Source organism: Selenomonas sp. AE3005, assembly GCF_000686945.1.
Lineage (GTDB): Bacteria > Bacillota > Negativicutes > Selenomonadales > Selenomonadaceae > Selenomonas_A.
In genome coordinates this window covers 240195-257946 of sequence record NZ_JMME01000002.1, presented here as the reverse complement: position 1 = coordinate 257946, position 17752 = coordinate 240195, and the positions used below count along the sequence as shown (strand labels likewise).

Sequence of the window (17752 nt, the reverse complement as noted above, 5' to 3'; positions counted from 1 at the left end):
AATATCAACCAGTATCATATTACAGAGATTTTTTCATACTCAATTTACTTTTGGCTGCAATGGCCCATAGTAATAAGCGGCTGTCGCCCCGCCATCTACCAAAAATGTTGAACCAGTAATAAACTGCGCACGTTCACTCATTAAAAGCTCTGCTACATCAGCTACTTCATCGGCAGTTCCCGGGCGGCCTGCCGGGCATTTGGCAAACATATTCTTGTAAAAATCGCCACGCGGGCCATTGAATTCATCTATAGCCAAAGGCGTAACGATAATTCCGGGCGCAATATCATTTTATCTATCCCCTTTTTAGGCAAGATTCTTCTTTGCCCAGGCAGCCACTTTTTCTTCAGAACCTGCGGCAGCTCCCCCTTGTATAGCCAGGCCTTCACCGACCACGGCTCCCTGACAATACTTCTTTAAGGCCGCAGGAGCCCCGGCAATGCCGCTGCCCTCGTGTGTCATCACAGGGAATACCTTTTTCCCAGTGAAATCCAGCGTTTCAAGCAGGGTGAATACCGCCACAGGATAAGTTCCCCACCAGCACGGACCGGCCACAACAATATTGTCGTATTCCGCCACCGAGTCCAACATTTTCACCAATTCCGGGCGGTCATTGTTACGCAGTTCCTCTTTGGTCTCAACCGTACACTGCGTATAGTCAATCGCATAGGACTTTTTCGTTTCTACTTCAAACAAATCCGCCCCTACTGCCTTTTGGATAAACTCTGCCACAATTTCGGTATTGCCTTTTGGCAAATCCACAATACTGCCGCTTACATAATTCTGTCCCTTGCGGGAATAATAGATTACCAATGTCTTGGCCATGTTCTCTACTCCTCTCGAAAACTTAGTCTAAATTCTTTATAAATCCTGTTTCTTCGTAATGACAAAATGCTGCTCGCGTTCTTTGATGAGCCACCTACCGTCTTGCTTCACGAGTTTATCCGTATAACGGATGTAGTTGTCCGACACCACATCATGGCCGTTTTCCTCCATCACGAGGGCCGCCCGGCAGTAATGTACATCCGTGGCCGTATCGCCATCTAGCGTAATGACCTGCTGGCCATTTTGATGGTGCGACGCCTTGATGCCGCCGGTAAAGGCGCTGAACTGTTTTTCCAATGTATCGCGGCCATGAATATCCATCGTGAGCTTATCGCCCATATAAACCATGACATGAACATCCTCAGTAAAATAAACCATCTGCGCCGGCACATTGCACTCCAGATTGGCAAAACCATCAATAACCTCGCGAATCGCTTCTTTTGCTTCTAAAATCTCCAGTGACATTTGACATTCCCCTTTCAACATATCTGCATTTCCTTTTGTTGATTTCATTATAGCGATGTTATATCAGAATATCCAATCGTAAGTTTAGATTATCAATTTAATTATTTTATTAAGTTTGTTACAAGAAAAATCCAGGGCAGCCTCGTTGGGTTACTGTCCTGGATTTTTTTTTACAGATTAGCCAAAATATCCTCTGCGACCTGCACAGCCGTCAAGTGATTTTCCTTGGCTAAGGCCTCATAATCATAGCGGTCATAGAATTTTTTTGCCAAGCCGAAGTTCAATACCTTCATGTTTTATTTATAGTAGACTTCTGTATAACATGTATATAACTCCCATAATAGCATAGGTTTTACATTATATACACAAAATACTGTCTACTACGTCCTCCTTTTCTTATTAAAACATTCTTTGTCATTATTGGAACACTAATTTTTGATATAATTTCATCAGCTCGGCCACGCAATCTGCTTCGGTAAACCCCTTGACAGGAAAACCATAAGCAGTCATGACAGCCTTGTCGTTAGCTCTGTGAGCATTGAGTAATTCAGTCGCTTGCGTCATCCCTACGGGGTCATAAAGGTCAGCAAGGCTTTCATTAGGATATAATTTACGGGCATCTAAAATTAGTTGAGCTGTTTTTTCTATCATATCTTTTTGTGCTTCTGTAGGAGCAGGCCACGGAAAATTATTATAGACAACATCTTTAGAATAACGATAATCACTCTTAAGCCTGCCTGCAACTGCTCTCATCCATGCCATATGAACATTACTAGTAAGAATACCAAAATCATAAATAGTAGCATTAGGAATAATTTGTACTGCATCATTTACAATTACTTCAGGTGTTATAAATCCTATGGGCACGTATCTTCTATTTTCTGATGAATGTCTAGGAATAATTATGTAATTGGATGTGGGTTGTCTTATTTCTTGAAATAATGTAGGCGTCTTTGCGCTTTCTTTGGTAGCCTGCTTGGTACTGGCCAATCTAAATTCTTGAACTTTTCTTACCCTATTTTTAATGAATTTAGATTTTTTCACTAATGAAGGAGGTGCTCCAAGCAGCCAAAGACAAAATCTCAACTTGTTATTTATGTACTCGTTAGCACCATATATTTGCTTTATATAAGGACCAATTTCTGGCTCTTTGGTCAAAGCCTCATCTCTATCTTCTGGAGTCAAAAACAAAAAGCCTCCATCAGTAGGTTTGTTGCCATATACCATCTCAGATACATTACTTAAAGGTCTTCTTCTACTTTCGATGAATACATTAGGTGCATTAACAAGATATGGATTAATATTATCTACGTGTTGAATTAATTCCCCAGAGATAAGAATTTTCTCTTTTGGACTTATACCATGACTAAAACCAATAATCACACAATGCACATGTGCCTGAGAATTCGATTCACTATTCCATCGAAATGTTCTATACGCAAAATCAATATGTATGCCAAATCTATTATAGAGTGGTTGCCATACATCGGCTACTTGTTCTCCTTGTGTAATGGAATTAGTGGACACAAAAGCTGTTCGTATAGAAGTTCTATACATATATTTAGCTGCCTTAAAATACCAACCAGCAACATAATCTATTTTACCAGCTTTCGAGTAAGTGGTTCCTTCTTCATCAACATACACAGATAGAATATCATTTTTTTGACTTTCAGACTGCAGTGAATAACCTCTAAAAGGAGGATTACCCATTAAATACGAACATTTATCTTTAGGTAATACATCTTCCCATTTTATTCTTAAAGCGTTAGCTTCGATTATATTCGTATAACTTTTCAAAGGAAGAAAATCTATACTGTCGTTAACTATTTGCTCTGTTTCGGCAAGCATCTGACTTTCTGCTATCCAGAGGGCAGTCTTGGCAACGGTCACGGCAAAGTCGTTTATCTCTATGCCATAGAACTGATTGATGCCGACTTTGATATAGCTGTACCCCTCGACGAAGTTCAGAACAATAGATTTTTCTTTGTATCTTTCAAGGATTACTTCATTCTCAAGGCGACGCAGGGAGATGTAGGATTCAGTAAGGAAGTTGCCACTTCCGCAAGCTGGGTCAAAAAAAGCTAGAGAGGCAAGCTTATCCTGGAACTCATTGAGCTTTTGGTTCTTCGTTTTAAGATACTTAGTCTGCTTGATATCCTCGAACTCCTGCTTGAGACCATCTAAGAACAATGGGTCTATGACCTTATGTATGTTCTCAATGGAAGTATAGTGCATGCCCCCCTTGCGTCGGGTGTCAGGATTCAAAGTACTTTCAAAGACTGCGCCGAAGATAGTTGGGGAGATGCCGCTCCAGTCAAAATCTGCGCTGGCATGAGTAAGTAGGAGTTCTACTATCTCATCGTTGAAGGTCGGTATGATGATGTTCTCATCTGCAAAGAGGCCGCCATTGATATAAGGGAAGGCCGCCAAATCTTCATCTATATATGGATCGCGGTCTTCAACTTTTGTATCCAGAACTTTGAAGAGTTCTTTGAGAGCAGAACGGGCATGCTTTGGTCCAGCACTTTGCAGGAAGTCATGGAACATATCTTTCTTGCCCAGGATACCAGCGTCTTCAGCATAAAGCAGAAACACTATCCTGACGCACAGCTTGTTGAGGCTCTGCATGACTGCCGGATCGTCAGGATCTTTGTACTGTGCATGCAAAGCATTATATAGCTTGCCGACTATTTCGCCGGCTTGCATGGAAAGATCCATTTCTTTCTTGGTATTGTGAGCCTGGATGTTGACCAGAAACTGCAGACGATAGAATTCTTTCGGCAAGTCCTTCAAATACAGGACTTCCCTCTTGACCTGGCTATCATCCAGGTCATATATATTAAACTCGCCGAAGTTGCAAGTAACAATCCAACGTGGGCGTTCAGAATATTTGAACTCTGCAGCATAGCGCTTTGCTTGCTGATAGGGGGTAAGGAATGTTCCGTCAGACTGCTTGATGGGCTTCTCAAGATCTTTGCCCAAGCTTTTCTGCTCAATGATTACGTGAGTTGCTGGGATTGTGATGTCTACAAAACTGGTGTGTCCCAGTTGTATCTTCTTTTCAAAATCCAAAAGTCCTGTAGGATCTTCTACTCCGTACACTTTCTGCAGCAATTCAATCCAGAACTTCTGGCTGTCTTGCTTTTCATCACCTTTGCCAGCCCATTTTTCAGCGAAGGCCTGTGCAGCCTTCTTTTGCTCTGCGTTAGTCATAAAATCCTCCGATACCCCTGCATTATACACATCCATTAAGTCAAAACATCCTAAATATGCGTATCTAGCATATACGATTAACCTTATATGCAATTGCACTTAACACCATTGTACTCTTATCGCCATCTATGCTTTTAACTTTGATTTAAGTCTTTCATTTTCAAAACGCAATTCTTCGTAATCAACAAGTTGTTCTATTAGCTTCTTCTTATCCTGCTCCAATTTTTGTACCCGTAATCTAAGGGCGGCAATCTTCTCATCCTTGAGTTGCATCCTATCCTTTTTCACAGCGACTATATCATCTAAGGGGCCGGCCTTTGCGATAGCTCTAAGGCTCAAAATACGCTCTTTTAGTTGCGCGTTGTTATAAAGGGTTGCTCTGGCCACCCCAGCTTCTTTGCTGACCGTTTCAAAGTTGATGGTTATATTCTTCTTCCTCTTAAGCCTGTCGATAGCCTTATTGACCTTATCAATGGTCGCTTTGTTCCTTGCCTCAGCATGAGCCTTTATGCCTGCAACCTGACTGTCAGATACTTTCTTTGCCATTCAGCTGCACCTCCAGGCTTTCAACTAATGGTTTAAGATACTTGTGCTTAACTGCTTGCACTTGATACGCCGGCTCTTGTCCAAGCTCTTTTAGTCGCGCCATCTCCTTTTCCAGCAAATTCAATTCATCCTTTAAGACAGGATAGAACTTGACCTCTGTAATATAGTTGGGGCAGTTATAAAAGAAGCATCCATCTCCATCTGTACAATTCCCACGCCTAAAGTCGTAGAGGCAAACTCCAGTAGGCAGAGGATTAAAGCTCATGGTTTTGGCAAGCCCTGTAATAATATCATCAATCTCAGCCTCAGTTTTACCATGAAAAAGCGTATCCAGCTTACCCTTGATTTCTTTAGCGCGAAGTCCCGCAATCTTTGAATCCGGGCTTAAAATCATATCAGAATATATTTCTTTGACTTCTGCTTCTTGCAAGGTAAGGTAATGTGCCGTCATCTCTATTGATACATGAGAATACTGCTTCATAATCATGGCAATGGGGACTTTTCTTTTAACCAGTTCCCTTACGAAAGTTGCCCTGAACTGATGTGACTTTAGTGAATATAACTTACCTTTATTGTCTCGGATATCGTGCCTTTCAATAAAATGAGGCAACCGAATGGTGCTCCACTTTTCCGTATTCAAGACTCTAATACCATGATTCCTAACAAGAAACAATTCTTTCAATCCGCTTTCCTTGCGAAGTTCTGCTGTGTACTCTGAAAGCTCATCTATGGTGTCTTTTACAAGGTCATTTATAAAAACCTTATGTATGACAGGCTCACCTTTCTCAGTCTTACTAAGTGTGACTTCCATGTAGTCATATCCATCTGCTGTATGTTTTATACAGCCCTCTCGTATAGATAAAACCTCGTTGATACGAAGCCCGGTCTGACTCTGGATGATGATGCCAGCTTTTGTAAGCACATCCTTTTCATCATGTACCGCATGATACAAAACCTTATCAAACACATCTTCTGGAATAGGTTTTGTCCTAGAGTTTCTCCTCGTTTTTTGCACATCCCATAACTGACCAGCAGATGCCGTCTTGGGCAGATGAAATTTGGGCACATTCCATCCCTTTATCTGACCGATGCGGATAATTTCCTCTACTATATGACAGATTACATTTCCTGTACTTACTGCCACCTTTTTTTCATCCTTCATCCAATGATTAAAGCCAAGATAATCTTCTAAGGTGACATCCGCAAAACTATGAATACCTGTTAAGGAGCAATATTCTACGAAGTTAGGAATTCTGCCATTGATATAGCCTATTACAGTTTGTGGCTTAGTCTTCCCAAGTTTATAGTAAGCATATTGTTTAACAACTTCTTTCATGTCCGCATTAGAAATGTATTCAAAGCGAATGTATTTATGACACTCCTGTATCGTTTTGGCAGGAATTAAAGGTCGTAAATCCCATATGTCATCACTGTATTTGGAATTGCCTATGGTTATGTTACTTATGTCTGTACCAGGCTCTATTACCTGTAGCTTCGTCAAGTCAGTTGCCATTTTGCAATCCCTCCAATCTTTCAATGATGACTTTTAAAACTTGTATCGTTGTAATGAAATGCTCTGCATAGTGCTCGCCGTAGATTTTTCCTTCTTCCATCTGTCTCTCAAGATTTGCCAAGTGCTGCCTATGAGTCTCCAAGTATTCTGGCGTTGTGATGTAACGACTGCATGTATAGCATTTCTGTCTTTTAAGAAGCCTCGGACAGATATTGCCATCTGTAACAGGCTTCGTGCAGTAACCATCGCATAAGCCTGCAACGCACTTGTCCTTGTTGGCCTTGAACCATTCAAACTCAGTTATACTGTCAAAAGCACTGCTCTGTATCTGATTGATGTTACCAATGATACCTATATTGCTAAACACCTCGGCCCGCTCCTTGTCTTTGACGTCTGCATAAAATCGCTGTGTGACTGATGGAACCGAGTGCCCTAATACTTGTTGAATGACATTTATATTAGTTCCTTTGGATAGCATATCAGTCCCCAGTGTGCGTCTAAACTGGTGGGTTGTGAGGTGGAAGTAATCACCATTGGTATCTTTGATGTTATGGTCTCTGACAAATTTATCAAGCCATATGTAATAAAATGTGACTGCTCCAACAACTCTTACACGTCCTGCGGCTTGGCCTGTAGGAGGGCGCCATATCATAAGTGTATCTTTATCCTTCTCATCAGCTTCATTACGAAGTTCTGCTGTGAGCTCAATAAGATTTTCTATTGCAGCTACACATTCGGTTCTAACAGGCATAGGAGCCTTATTTCTGCGTACTTTATGCTGAGTCCACTCGATTGTATAACCACTAATCGGGTGTGGCTTAATACAGTCAATACGAAGCTTTAAGAGGTCTCCTATACGCATTCCAGTCGATTGTAGAATAATAATGCCATACTTCAGATAAGGATTTTCTTCTGTCTTAAGTGCCTCATTTATCTGTGCAACGACATAATCTGGAATAAAATCTATTTTGAGCTTGCGATTGGCACCAGTATACTCATTCCCTGTAAAGATTTCATTTACAGGTACATCATTAGGTCTATGAATTTGACACCAATAAATTATATTTTTTAATACATATAGGCATTTTCTTTGGGAGCCTGATGATAAAGGCTTATTTCTTTCTTTTGAAATAGTCGTATGTAAGTATGAGATAAAGTAGTCTACATCTATATTGGTAAGTTCCGTCAAAGATGTAATATTCCTTGTATTTGCAAAGTTATTGAAATAATAGAAATCACCGTTGACATAATTGTACAATGTGTACAACACTATATTTCCGACCTTGTAATTCTGCCAAGTATAATCCTTTACAATATCCTTGATTATTTCACTTGAAATATATGAAAAATCAAATCTGAAGTTTTTCCCATAGTACTGTGACTCTTTATCGTTGTCAATGATATTCCATTCATCACTTTCTGGCCTACCTGTCATCAGAGCCACCTCCTAGCAATGAACTACAACTCCAATATCTTGACAGGCTATCCTCTATATACGGAGCAGAAAGATGTGTATATATCTGTGTAGTAGAAATATGTTCATGTCCCATCAGTATTTTTCTAAGGCTTATGTCCATGCCCATCTCAGCTAGATGTGAATTGAATGTATGTCTCAAATCATGGAAGTTGAAGGCAACCCCAACCTCTTTCTGCACCTTTTTAAGTTTGTCATAGGCAGCACTATAGGTAAGCTGCTTGCCAAGCTGCCTTTTCTGTTCTGATACAAAGATATAGCCATGCTCCGTATCGATTAAATTTCTTTCTTCCAAAATGAAGTCATCAATCTCTTTTATCAATAACATTGGCGCATATAAATCTCTATGCTTGCCTTTAGATTTAATCTGCTGGAAGCATCCTACAGCCTTGGACATATCCGGTAGAGGGACAGAATCAATTTCAAGGTCTAGTATTTCCTGAATCCTTGCGCCAGTAAGATAAAGCATCTTATACAGGAGAATATCTCTGCGCTTATCCAGATGATTCAAGAATAACCTCATCTCATCATCTGTAACCAAGCGCACCCTATAGTTACTCTCTTTAACTTTAAATATCGAATGCTTTGTCTTATTGTCAGCCTTGGCATGCTCCAATATTCCCTTGAAAGCATTGAATGGCCTGTTTACATCGTGCATCAAGATGGGATTGTTTACTTCATGCATATCAACTTCAAATTGATAAAAATTATAAACCGTGCTTAAAATCCTGTTGATTGTCTTGTTCGTCCTCTTGCTCTCTTTGTGGAGAACAGTTACATCTTCTGATGCCCTGAGATAATCTATAAACTCAGCAATCATCATCGGTGTAACCTTATCATACTCATATCCGTACTCACCAAGGAACTCCCAATAGGTTCTTAAGTCACTTCCATTTGCCTTCAAGGTATTAAGCGCTCTATCCTTTTGTCGCTGAAACTTCAGGTAGTCGTATACTGGCTTAACAATCCTCATTTCATTATCCAGTAGAACAACTGCCTGGCTTCCTGCACGTCCTATAACATGTAACTCCATGTATCAAATCCCTCCAATACATCAAATCCATGTCTAATACGTCTATCTTCCTATATTATATAACATAAACTATATTTATTCAATCATTATTCTACAGAATAATATCAATGAGTATATTCAATTTTCAAGGAACACTTACTATACGTCTATATGTCTATCCCCCCTTGTATTTACTGGTTATATCACTACCTCTATAGTAACCAACTTATAATACACTACCTACTGTAGATATCATTTTATCTGCACCATAGAAGCGGGCAATCTTTTCGCCAAAGCCGCCGTCCAGGACGCCATCTTCCAAGGTTACGACCAGTTCATGGTTGGCTTTCAGTTTTTCCAACAAATCCTTATCCTGCCCACTGATGAAGATTGGATTGATAAGTGTGGCATCTATGCCTTGTTCTTTGAGTTTAGCCGCCGCATCTTCCGCCAAATTGTAGAAATTCCCTAAACCAATGATGGCAACACGGCTGCCTTCCTTCACTACTTCATACTTATTGAGTTCATCATAGGATTTGCGCACCGGACGATTCGAACTGCCCACCATCATGTGGGGCACCCGAATGGCCACAGGATATTTTTCCTGCGGAATTGCCCAATCCAGCATGGCCTGATATTCTTCCGGCGAAGTCGGTGCCAAATACACGAGGTTCGGAATATTGCTCATCATGGGGATATCGTAGAACCCCAAATGCGTCACATCATTCATACCATACATTGATGCCCAGAACACCAGGAAAGTGGCAGAGCTGTTATTTACGCACACATCCTGGGAGAGTTGGTCATAGGTACGCTGGAAAAAAGAGGAAAAATCCCCAAAGACAGGATGAGCACCATTTCTGGCCAGTCCCGAAGCCATCGCCACGGCCTGTTCCTCGGCAATGCCCACGTCAATGTAATGCTCGCCCAGTTCCTTACGGCGTTCCTGGGTAAGTCCCATGCTGGAAGGAGTGGCTGCCGAGATAGCAATAAATTTCTTATCCTCCTTCGCCAGACGCAGGAAGGTTTCTGCCGTCTGCTCAGCATAAGGGTCGACCACCGGCTGCTTTACTTCACCCGTTTCGATATCAAACGGCATATGCCAGTGCCAATCTTCTTTATTCTCTTCGGCAATCTTGTAACCTTTTCCCTTCTGTGTCACAATATGCAAAACAACAGGATGGTCGATATCCTTGACTTCCTTAAAAGCAGCAATCAAAGCCTCCGCATCATTGCCATCCGCTACAAACCGGTAATCAAGCCCCATTGCCTTGAACAGATTACGCTCCGACTTACCGTTGGTATCACGCAACTCTTTGAATCCCTTATACATGCCGCCGTGAACTTCAGCGATACTCATATCATTGTCGTTAAATATGATAATCAGATTGGAATCCATTTCCCCGGCAGTATCCAGCCCCTCCAAAGCCTCACCACCGCTCATGGAACCATCACCGATAGCCTCAATCCCCTGCTCCTTCAGCTTAGCTGCCGTTTCCTCTGCCAGATTGTAGAAACTACCCAAGCCAAGGATAGCCACATGACTGCCCTGCTGTACCATCTCATACTTGTTCAGTTCATCATAATCCTTGCGAACAGAACGATTGGAACTTGGCACCATCATATGGGGGACACGGATGCCCACGGGATATTTATCCTGGGGGACAGCCCAGTCCAGCATAGCCTGATATTCTTCCGGGGAAGTCGGTGCCAGATACACGAGGTTCGGGATATTGCTCATCATGGGAATATCGTAAAAGCCCAGATGCGTCACATCGTTCATGCCATACATGGAGGCCCAGAACACCAGGAAGGTTGCGGGGCTGTTATTGACACATACATCCTGCGCCAGCTGATCATAGGTGCGCTGGAAGAAACTTGAATAGTCTCCAAAGACAGGATGAGCACCATTTTTAGCCAACCCAGATGCCATGGCCACGGCCTGCTCCTCGGCAATCCCCACGTCAATGTAATGCTCACCCAACTCCTTACGACGAGCTTGAGTAAGCCCCATGCTGGCCGGAGTAGCTGCAGAGATGGCAATGAATTTCTTATCTTCCTTGGCCAGCCGCAGGAAAGTTTCGGCAGTCTGCTCTGCGTAGGGATCAATCATTGGCTGTTTTACTTCGCCCGTTTCAATATCAAAGGGCATATGCCAATGCCAGTCTTCTTTGTTCTCTTCGGCAAACTTATAACCTTTTCCTTTTTGGGTAACGATATGCACTACCACTGGATGGTCAATATCCTTAACCTCTTCAAAAGCAACTATCAGTGCTTCCGTATCATTACCGTCAGCGACGAACCGGTAATCAAGCCCCATAGCTTTGAACAGATTACGCTCTGACTTACCGTTGGTATCGCGCAGCTCTTTGAAGCCCTTATACATACCGCCATGAACCTCAGCAATGCTCTGGTCATTATCGTTGAACACAATAATCAGATTGGACTTCATTTCCCCGGCCGTATCCAGTCCTTCCAAAGCCTCACCGCCACTCATGGAACCATCGCCGATGATGGCAATGATGTTCTCCTTGTCTTCTACTCCTGCCAGTCGCTGCTGATAGTCCTTTTCCACCATCACAGTGCATTCCTCATCAGGAACCTCCAGAACGGTTGGATGACTCTTGTCTTCGTAGTACAATGTGATTTTCATGATAGTGTCCTTTCCCCTGAGCCGGGCAAAGGACACAGAAAAAGGCCTGTGAACCTTCTGGAGTCCACAGACCTGTATTTCCTCAAAATGGGTGCAATAAGGAGAGGGTACTCCAAAATGGCAAAATAGATTTTATAAAATCAAAATCATTTTGCCATATAAGAATATCCTTTGCCCTATTGCAACTCAGGCACGATATTTTGTTTGTCTAAGAAAAAAAGCCGGAGAAGACTTCGACACGATAAGTGTCAATTGTCTACTCCGGCTTCTTCATAAAATGAACAGCACACCAAGTATTTTTTGATACTATATGCTATTGGCTAACATCTTTTGTCCCTCATATTGTTCACGAGCACATATAAGATGAATCACAGCATAGAAACAACACAATTAAGATTTATTACCATATCAACATGGAATTGGTTTCATTTAATCAAATAATATAACTCGGAAGAAGATGTCTCCCACCTCTATAGGTGGCGAGTTCCTAATTTACTAACAGGCGGTGAGCATATATCTCCCGCCTCGTTGAAACGCCAAGAGGAAGTTTTGCCTGCGGCAAAACTGGAACAACGGCGTTATAATTAATCCGTTTTTTGCAATAAATTAAATCAGTTCAATATCAATATTTTTTATATAACTACAAAATTCAACATTGATGTAGATTGTTGTTCCTACATTTTTAATAATATCACTGGGCAAAATATGCGTCAATATATTTTAATAAATTTCTAATATTTATGTTACGATATTCCATGTTTATCGAAATTCTATGTATTCTCATAGCACATCACTATCTTTTATAGACTGTCTTATTCTATACCCCCATTAATCATTTTTTTCAAGCATTCGGTTTGCGTTAGCTACTGGCCACTCAGCAACGCAAACCGTATGCTGTTTCAATTCTGCACTTTTAGTTCACTATGGAAAAATCATCAGCCTCCACCCCTTCATGGTCATGTACTGTGATGCTCACACGGATGGGGCTCCCTCTGAAAAATATTAGCTCTATTAATTTTTCATTTTGGGCAGAGGAAATCCAGCAATCTGTATATCACCTTGGTCCGGGGCAATCTCAAGCCAACCGCTTTCTACAGCTCGTTTGTACCATTCCTCACCACGCCTTCTGTCAGGATAAGCTGTACATACACCATCACGATAAAACAGGCTCATAACATATTGGGCTTCCGCATTCCCTCTTACTGCAGCCTCATATATAGGGATTCCCCATGTATAATGCTTGGCAATATACTCCCCTTCATCCTCTGTCAGTGCAGGAGAATAGGTTCTCAACAATCTGCCTTCTACAAGCTTGCGGTAATAACTTAGGTAATAACCAGCGCGCGGTGTTTTTGACATCATTTCCAAAATGCTCAGTTTTTCCCATTCTTGATCCTTTTGCACTGGCTCCACATTAAAGGGCTGATTCAACGCCACATAAGAATCATCATCGTTTAGGCATAAATTTCTTTCCAAGCCGTTACGTTTCATCCAATAGAGGAAGGCAATATGGCACTTTGCCATCAAGATATAATTCTTGTATTCAGGAAACCAATCCAACATAACAGTTTTGTCTTGCAACCAGATAAAACCCAGATATCTGCCATTCCGCTCCACAGCAAAGCAGGAAATTGACTTTTCCTTCACTTCATCCATCCGTTGCGTTACATGGGAGGAAGAAAGGTTCCAGGCCATACGTTTAAATTTATCAATGGAAGGTATCAGTCGGAAATTATAACCATTGATTTTACACTCCCAGTCAGGTGCTTCTGGGTAATATTGAACATTCTTCCCTAACTCATGCTCCTTCTGCTCCAGGATGGAGAGCTTGTCTCGAAGATCTGCACTTAGTCCATTAGCTATGAGCTCATCCTTCCACGCCTGTGGCACCTGGGAATAATATTTTCTAAAATATTCAAGAGCAACCAGCTTCCAACCACGCCAATTTTTCTGGGCTACCAGAAGACGCTCTGCCAATTTCTCCTCTGAAATGTGTTGGCGGAGCCACTGGCAGTAAAATCTCAGGCTTTTGTACGCATTGGTTTCATCATCATCCTCATCATTTTCTTTTTGGTGCAACGGATCAAAAAACATCCTGTTCCTATATGTATCTTCGCCTATACGCTTACCGCAGAAGCTTTCCAGATGATCAAATTTACTTATCAAGTCGGAGGTCTCTATGCCAAGCTCAGGTAGCACAATGTGGAGAATCAGTGCTAATGGATTACTCTCATACAATTGTCGATGTTCTTGGGTGGGCTCAAAATGCAAGTGCTTGGCAAGAGATAGGAAATTTTCCCTTTGATCACGGGGGAACAAGATGTCAAAGTCATTTCTTTCCGCTCTTGTATCTCCTTCCTTATGGGGCGGGAAAAATTTACGGAAGTAAAATATGCTCATGTCGAGCGGTCTTTTCAAAAATGCTTTGAGCTCAAGATCATAACCACTTTGATAGCTACGTGAGGAGTATTCATCCTCCGGCTTGGAGTTGATAAATACCCTTGGAGTAAAACCATAAATTGACGAAGCGTTATCCTGCAATGCTTTTAAAGCACATACCATGACAGCATAGGGCAATTTGATATATGGATTATCAGTCGTTCCTTCTGCTATAGATAATGAAACAGTATATTTATGGTTTCCCACAAGAGATGGTACAGCTATAAATTCATTTGTTTTTTCCTTTTCCCAGTTAAAGAGTATATCTATCGTGTCATATTCTAAATACACCATTTTATCTGCAGGACGATTATGTACCTGCCAGCATACAGTAATGCTTGATGGTTCATTGAAAAATCTATTCTCCGATTGATATACATAGTTCTTTACAGGCACTACCAATCCTTCTAAATTGCAACCATTTTTAGTAATGACCTGATCATTTTTACAAGACTGAATTTCCTCATAGGCATGATGTTTCTCGCACCATGCCTTTTCCCATTTCTCACCTGTACGTTCTAGATAAAATTCAACAATAGGTACAATTGGGATCTCGGAAATGTCTTTTTCGAGAAAAGAAGCATTTTTACGTTCCTTCCATGCCCCATTTTCAATATGAAACGTAAAAGCCCAGTTATTCATATCCCGTCCCCCCTATATAGTACTGTTAAATTCTCTCAAGCTATTACGTATAGCAGTTACAGTCTTGTCATAACTGGCTTCAGAATAAGACTGTACCTCCGGTAATAGAGGTGTTTCACTCAAAAGTTTCACTTCCTCAGAGGAAAGAAATGTATACTGTTGGCGAAGTATGGCATTAAAGGAATCTCCACACTGCACTGCCAATATACCGGCCAGTATTTGCCGTTGAATTTGAGCTGCCTGAAACGAACTGTTCTTTTCCCTAAAGGATAACAAAAAAGCAAAGAGAAGTCCTAATATAAGGAAAATCGCGGTTATCCCTATTAACAGTTCCATACCTTCTACTGATATTTCCTGCGCCTTGATCATACGACCACCGTAGGCAAGGCCGCCGATAATACTTACGGAAAAGCCAATATAGAAAAACAGAAAGCCTATTTGCCGCAAATAGCGCACCTTCAACTCCCTCCGTCTTTGCATTTGACGGATATTATTTAAAAGCACGGACTTGACAAAATCCGGATCCATTCCATCTATAACCATATTTTTTCCCATATGGTAAATAAAATTGTCATATTTACCATTCATGAACTTTTCCAGTGCTAAAATACCACCACACCGGGCAATACAAGACATGCTCATAAAGATACGGGCAATTAAGGCTGGTTCATGAGGGATAGGTTTATACCCGACTGCTGGACAGTAAGCTAATGCTTCCCTCAAAGTTGTCATGGGTACGCTGGCCGCCAAACAGATACTGACGGAGCCAATAATCACTAGGATTGGAGCCCAAGCATTATTGAAGCTAAAGATACCATAACTTCCAGCCAGCAAAAGCAAGACTCCCGCAAAGATGAACCACAATTTATTCCCTTTCATTTTATTACCTTCTTTCTTTTTAACTGCTCGAACCTTGACCGATTCCAAAAATCAGCACTTTCTTTATCGGGTGGAAAAAGTGTCTCACGTTCACGACCATTGTAATAGCAAAGAGAAAGCGCATACATAGCCTCGCTGTTTCCATCAAATGCGGCCTCATAAAGACGTTTTCCGTAGGGGAACAAATCCATAAGATAGGCCATTTCTGTCTCAGCATCATCAATTTCACGAGGTACTGTATCAAAACAAAGTGGACGTGATTTCAAAAAAGCCTGGTGAAGCCTCAGATAATAGCCGTCTTCTGTTTCAGGCAAGTGCAAAAGCTCGTAAAGGCTTATCCCAATATCTTTTGAAATCGGTTTTGCTTGAACCTCTTCATCTAATACGATAAGGTCATCCTCATAGTATGGCCCATATTTTTCCCAAAGCCCTGTCCATTTCAACCAATGCAGAAAAGCCACGCGAATAGAAGCAGAACAAAAGCTGGAACGTGCCTGTAACGCATCATTATGCATGATAATCTTGGCAATACCATGTAATTCTATGTATGCTACTACACGTCCGTCCTTGTAGACAGCCACACGCAGGATTCCTACATCTGGCAGAACAGTATCTTTTCCAGGAAAGTTAAATACCAATTCCCCCATAATAGTTTGATATGCGTCATTATTGTAAATAAGGCGGAAAGAAAAACCATCAATTTCACATTCATAACCAACTTGTTTTTCACTGTAGATGAACTCAGGCCAATCTAGCTTCTCGTTGTTAATAATATGTACCATTTCATTGTGAACATTCATACTGAAGCCTTCTTTTCCCAGACGATCTTTCCATTCTGAAGGCAAATCTGGATAATAATTAAAAAAGAGCTTAAAATCATGCAAGTATTTATCCTGCCAATGTTTATGCAGAAGCAACAGATGATTTGTAAGATCCTCTTCCCCATATTTCCACAATCGCCAATGGCAGTAGAAAAAAAAGGAAAAACATGTGTTGAAGGTGCTTCTGTATTGGTTAAGAAAAGTTCGCATTTTCGCTTTATCTTCAAAACATGAATTGGTAAAGCTCTCGTAATGCATTCCACCATACGACTGGCTCAGTATATATTTTTTACAGTCTTCAGCTAAAGAACTCCCCCATAATCCCTCAATCTGAAGCAATGATTCCACCAGTTCGCGACGTTTGATTCCCAAATAGTTTAGCAAAGACACAATAGGAATTGACAAGGGATTATTGTCATATAAATTTTTAATATATGCGGAACTATTGAGCCCCCATACATTGCATAAACACGAGAATCTATCCGATTCATTCTCTATGAATAACTTGTTGTATTTACGTTTGTCATTAAAGTAATCTTTCAGACACCAAAGATTCATGTCGAATGGAAAATGGACAAACGCTGTCAGACGTGATTGATTAGATTTAAAACAATCTCCTGACCAACTTGCAGGCAACCTGGGTCGTTTTCCATAGAGCTTTTCAGCCTCATCCTGCAAGTAATGCAGGGCTGCTTCCACAACAGGTAATGGTATCTGTTGAAATTTATCCTTTGGAATAATTTTTTTATCTGACAACTGAATGGACAGGCTATCTGTACGATACTGCCGCAAATGAGGCCGATATACCCGTTCATCCAAACTTTTATCCTTGTATAAGGTCATCACGATATCTGCATTGTCTGCGCTTATGGTAACAATACCAGACTGCTCACAGTAGAAAACCCGCCAGCGTATCGTTGTCCTTGTAGAGAAAGATGGTGGCTCCATTCCAATCAAGCCACGAAAACTGCAACCTTTTTTAGTGGTTAAATGATAATTTTCATAGGACAGCACCTCCTCATAGGTATCATGATCCTGACACCAGACAACATTCTTAAAGGAGGCAGCAGCTCCTTTCTGGCGATGGACAATAAAATGGACTGGAATATGTTCAAGGAACTCCGAGCCCAAATCACTGTCTTGGCATCGCTCCCACGCCTTGTTGAAAAAGTCATAGCAAAAAGTCTTCCCTTGCATTAGTTATGCTCCTTTCTTTTAGAAGCCTACACCAATAGCTGCATTCATCATCTAATAGTTGTCATACCTCCTC

General features: G+C 41.2%; 12 protein-coding genes. All 12 read right to left on the bottom strand.

The genetic code is table 11. The annotated features are described in order from the left end of the window. Positions 1-39: 39 nt before the first annotated feature. On the bottom strand, positions 40-285 hold the full coding sequence (locus DL94_RS15985; protein ID WP_304412635.1) for an SDR family oxidoreductase: 246 nt from the start codon (positions 283-285) through the stop codon (positions 40-42). Between the two features lie 21 nt (positions 286-306). Next, the gene (locus tag DL94_RS15980; RefSeq protein WP_028128970.1) at positions 307-825 is read right to left on the bottom strand and encodes a flavodoxin; all 519 of its coding nucleotides are present in this window, start codon (positions 823-825) and stop codon (positions 307-309) included. 36 nt (positions 826-861) lie between these two features. Continuing rightward, complete coding sequence (locus tag DL94_RS0103590) at positions 862-1290, bottom strand: nuclear transport factor 2 family protein (protein ID WP_028128969.1); 429 nt, start codon at positions 1288-1290, stop codon at positions 862-864. A gap of 417 nt (positions 1291-1707) precedes the next feature. Further along, the gene (locus DL94_RS0103580) at positions 1708-4539 is read right to left on the bottom strand and encodes a DNA methyltransferase (RefSeq protein ID WP_231464508.1); all 2832 of its coding nucleotides are present in this window, start codon (positions 4537-4539) and stop codon (positions 1708-1710) included. A 90-nt stretch (positions 4540-4629) separates the two neighbouring features. Continuing rightward, the gene (locus tag DL94_RS14125; RefSeq protein ID WP_051586282.1) at positions 4630-5049 is read right to left on the bottom strand and encodes a DUF6262 family protein; all 420 of its coding nucleotides are present in this window, start codon (positions 5047-5049) and stop codon (positions 4630-4632) included. Continuing rightward, positions 5030-6562, bottom strand: a complete 1533-nt coding sequence (locus DL94_RS0103570; RefSeq protein WP_028128967.1) for a tyrosine-type recombinase/integrase — start codon at positions 6560-6562, stop codon at positions 5030-5032. Before DL94_RS0103570 ends, DL94_RS14125 begins: the two co-directional genes overlap by 20 nt. Continuing rightward, positions 6552-7997, bottom strand: coding sequence for a tyrosine-type recombinase/integrase (locus DL94_RS0103565; RefSeq protein ID WP_081798753.1), 1446 nt, complete (start codon positions 7995-7997; stop codon positions 6552-6554). Before DL94_RS0103565 ends, DL94_RS0103570 begins: the two co-directional genes overlap by 11 nt. Further along, on the bottom strand, positions 7987-9069 hold the full coding sequence (locus DL94_RS0103560; RefSeq protein WP_028128965.1) for a tyrosine-type recombinase/integrase: 1083 nt from the start codon (positions 9067-9069) through the stop codon (positions 7987-7989). The genes DL94_RS0103565 and DL94_RS0103560 overlap by 11 nt, the downstream gene beginning before the upstream one ends. Positions 9070-9274: 205 nt before the next feature. Next, positions 9275-11701, bottom strand: a complete 2427-nt coding sequence (locus tag DL94_RS15555) for a 1-deoxy-D-xylulose-5-phosphate synthase (RefSeq protein WP_231464505.1) — start codon at positions 11699-11701, stop codon at positions 9275-9277. Positions 11702-12712: 1011 nt separating this feature from the next. Then, on the bottom strand, positions 12713-14782 hold the full coding sequence (locus tag DL94_RS0103545) for an SEL1-like repeat protein (RefSeq protein ID WP_028128964.1): 2070 nt from the start codon (positions 14780-14782) through the stop codon (positions 12713-12715). A gap of 12 nt (positions 14783-14794) precedes the next feature. After that, the gene (locus tag DL94_RS0103540; RefSeq protein ID WP_028128963.1) at positions 14795-15661 is read right to left on the bottom strand and encodes a MotA/TolQ/ExbB proton channel family protein; all 867 of its coding nucleotides are present in this window, start codon (positions 15659-15661) and stop codon (positions 14795-14797) included. After that, positions 15658-17679 carry a hypothetical protein gene (locus DL94_RS0103535; RefSeq protein WP_028128962.1) on the bottom strand — a complete coding sequence of 674 codons (2022 nt, stop codon included), beginning with the start codon at positions 17677-17679 and terminating at the stop codon, positions 15658-15660. Before DL94_RS0103535 ends, DL94_RS0103540 begins: the two co-directional genes overlap by 4 nt. Between the last annotated feature and the right edge of the window lie 73 nt (positions 17680-17752).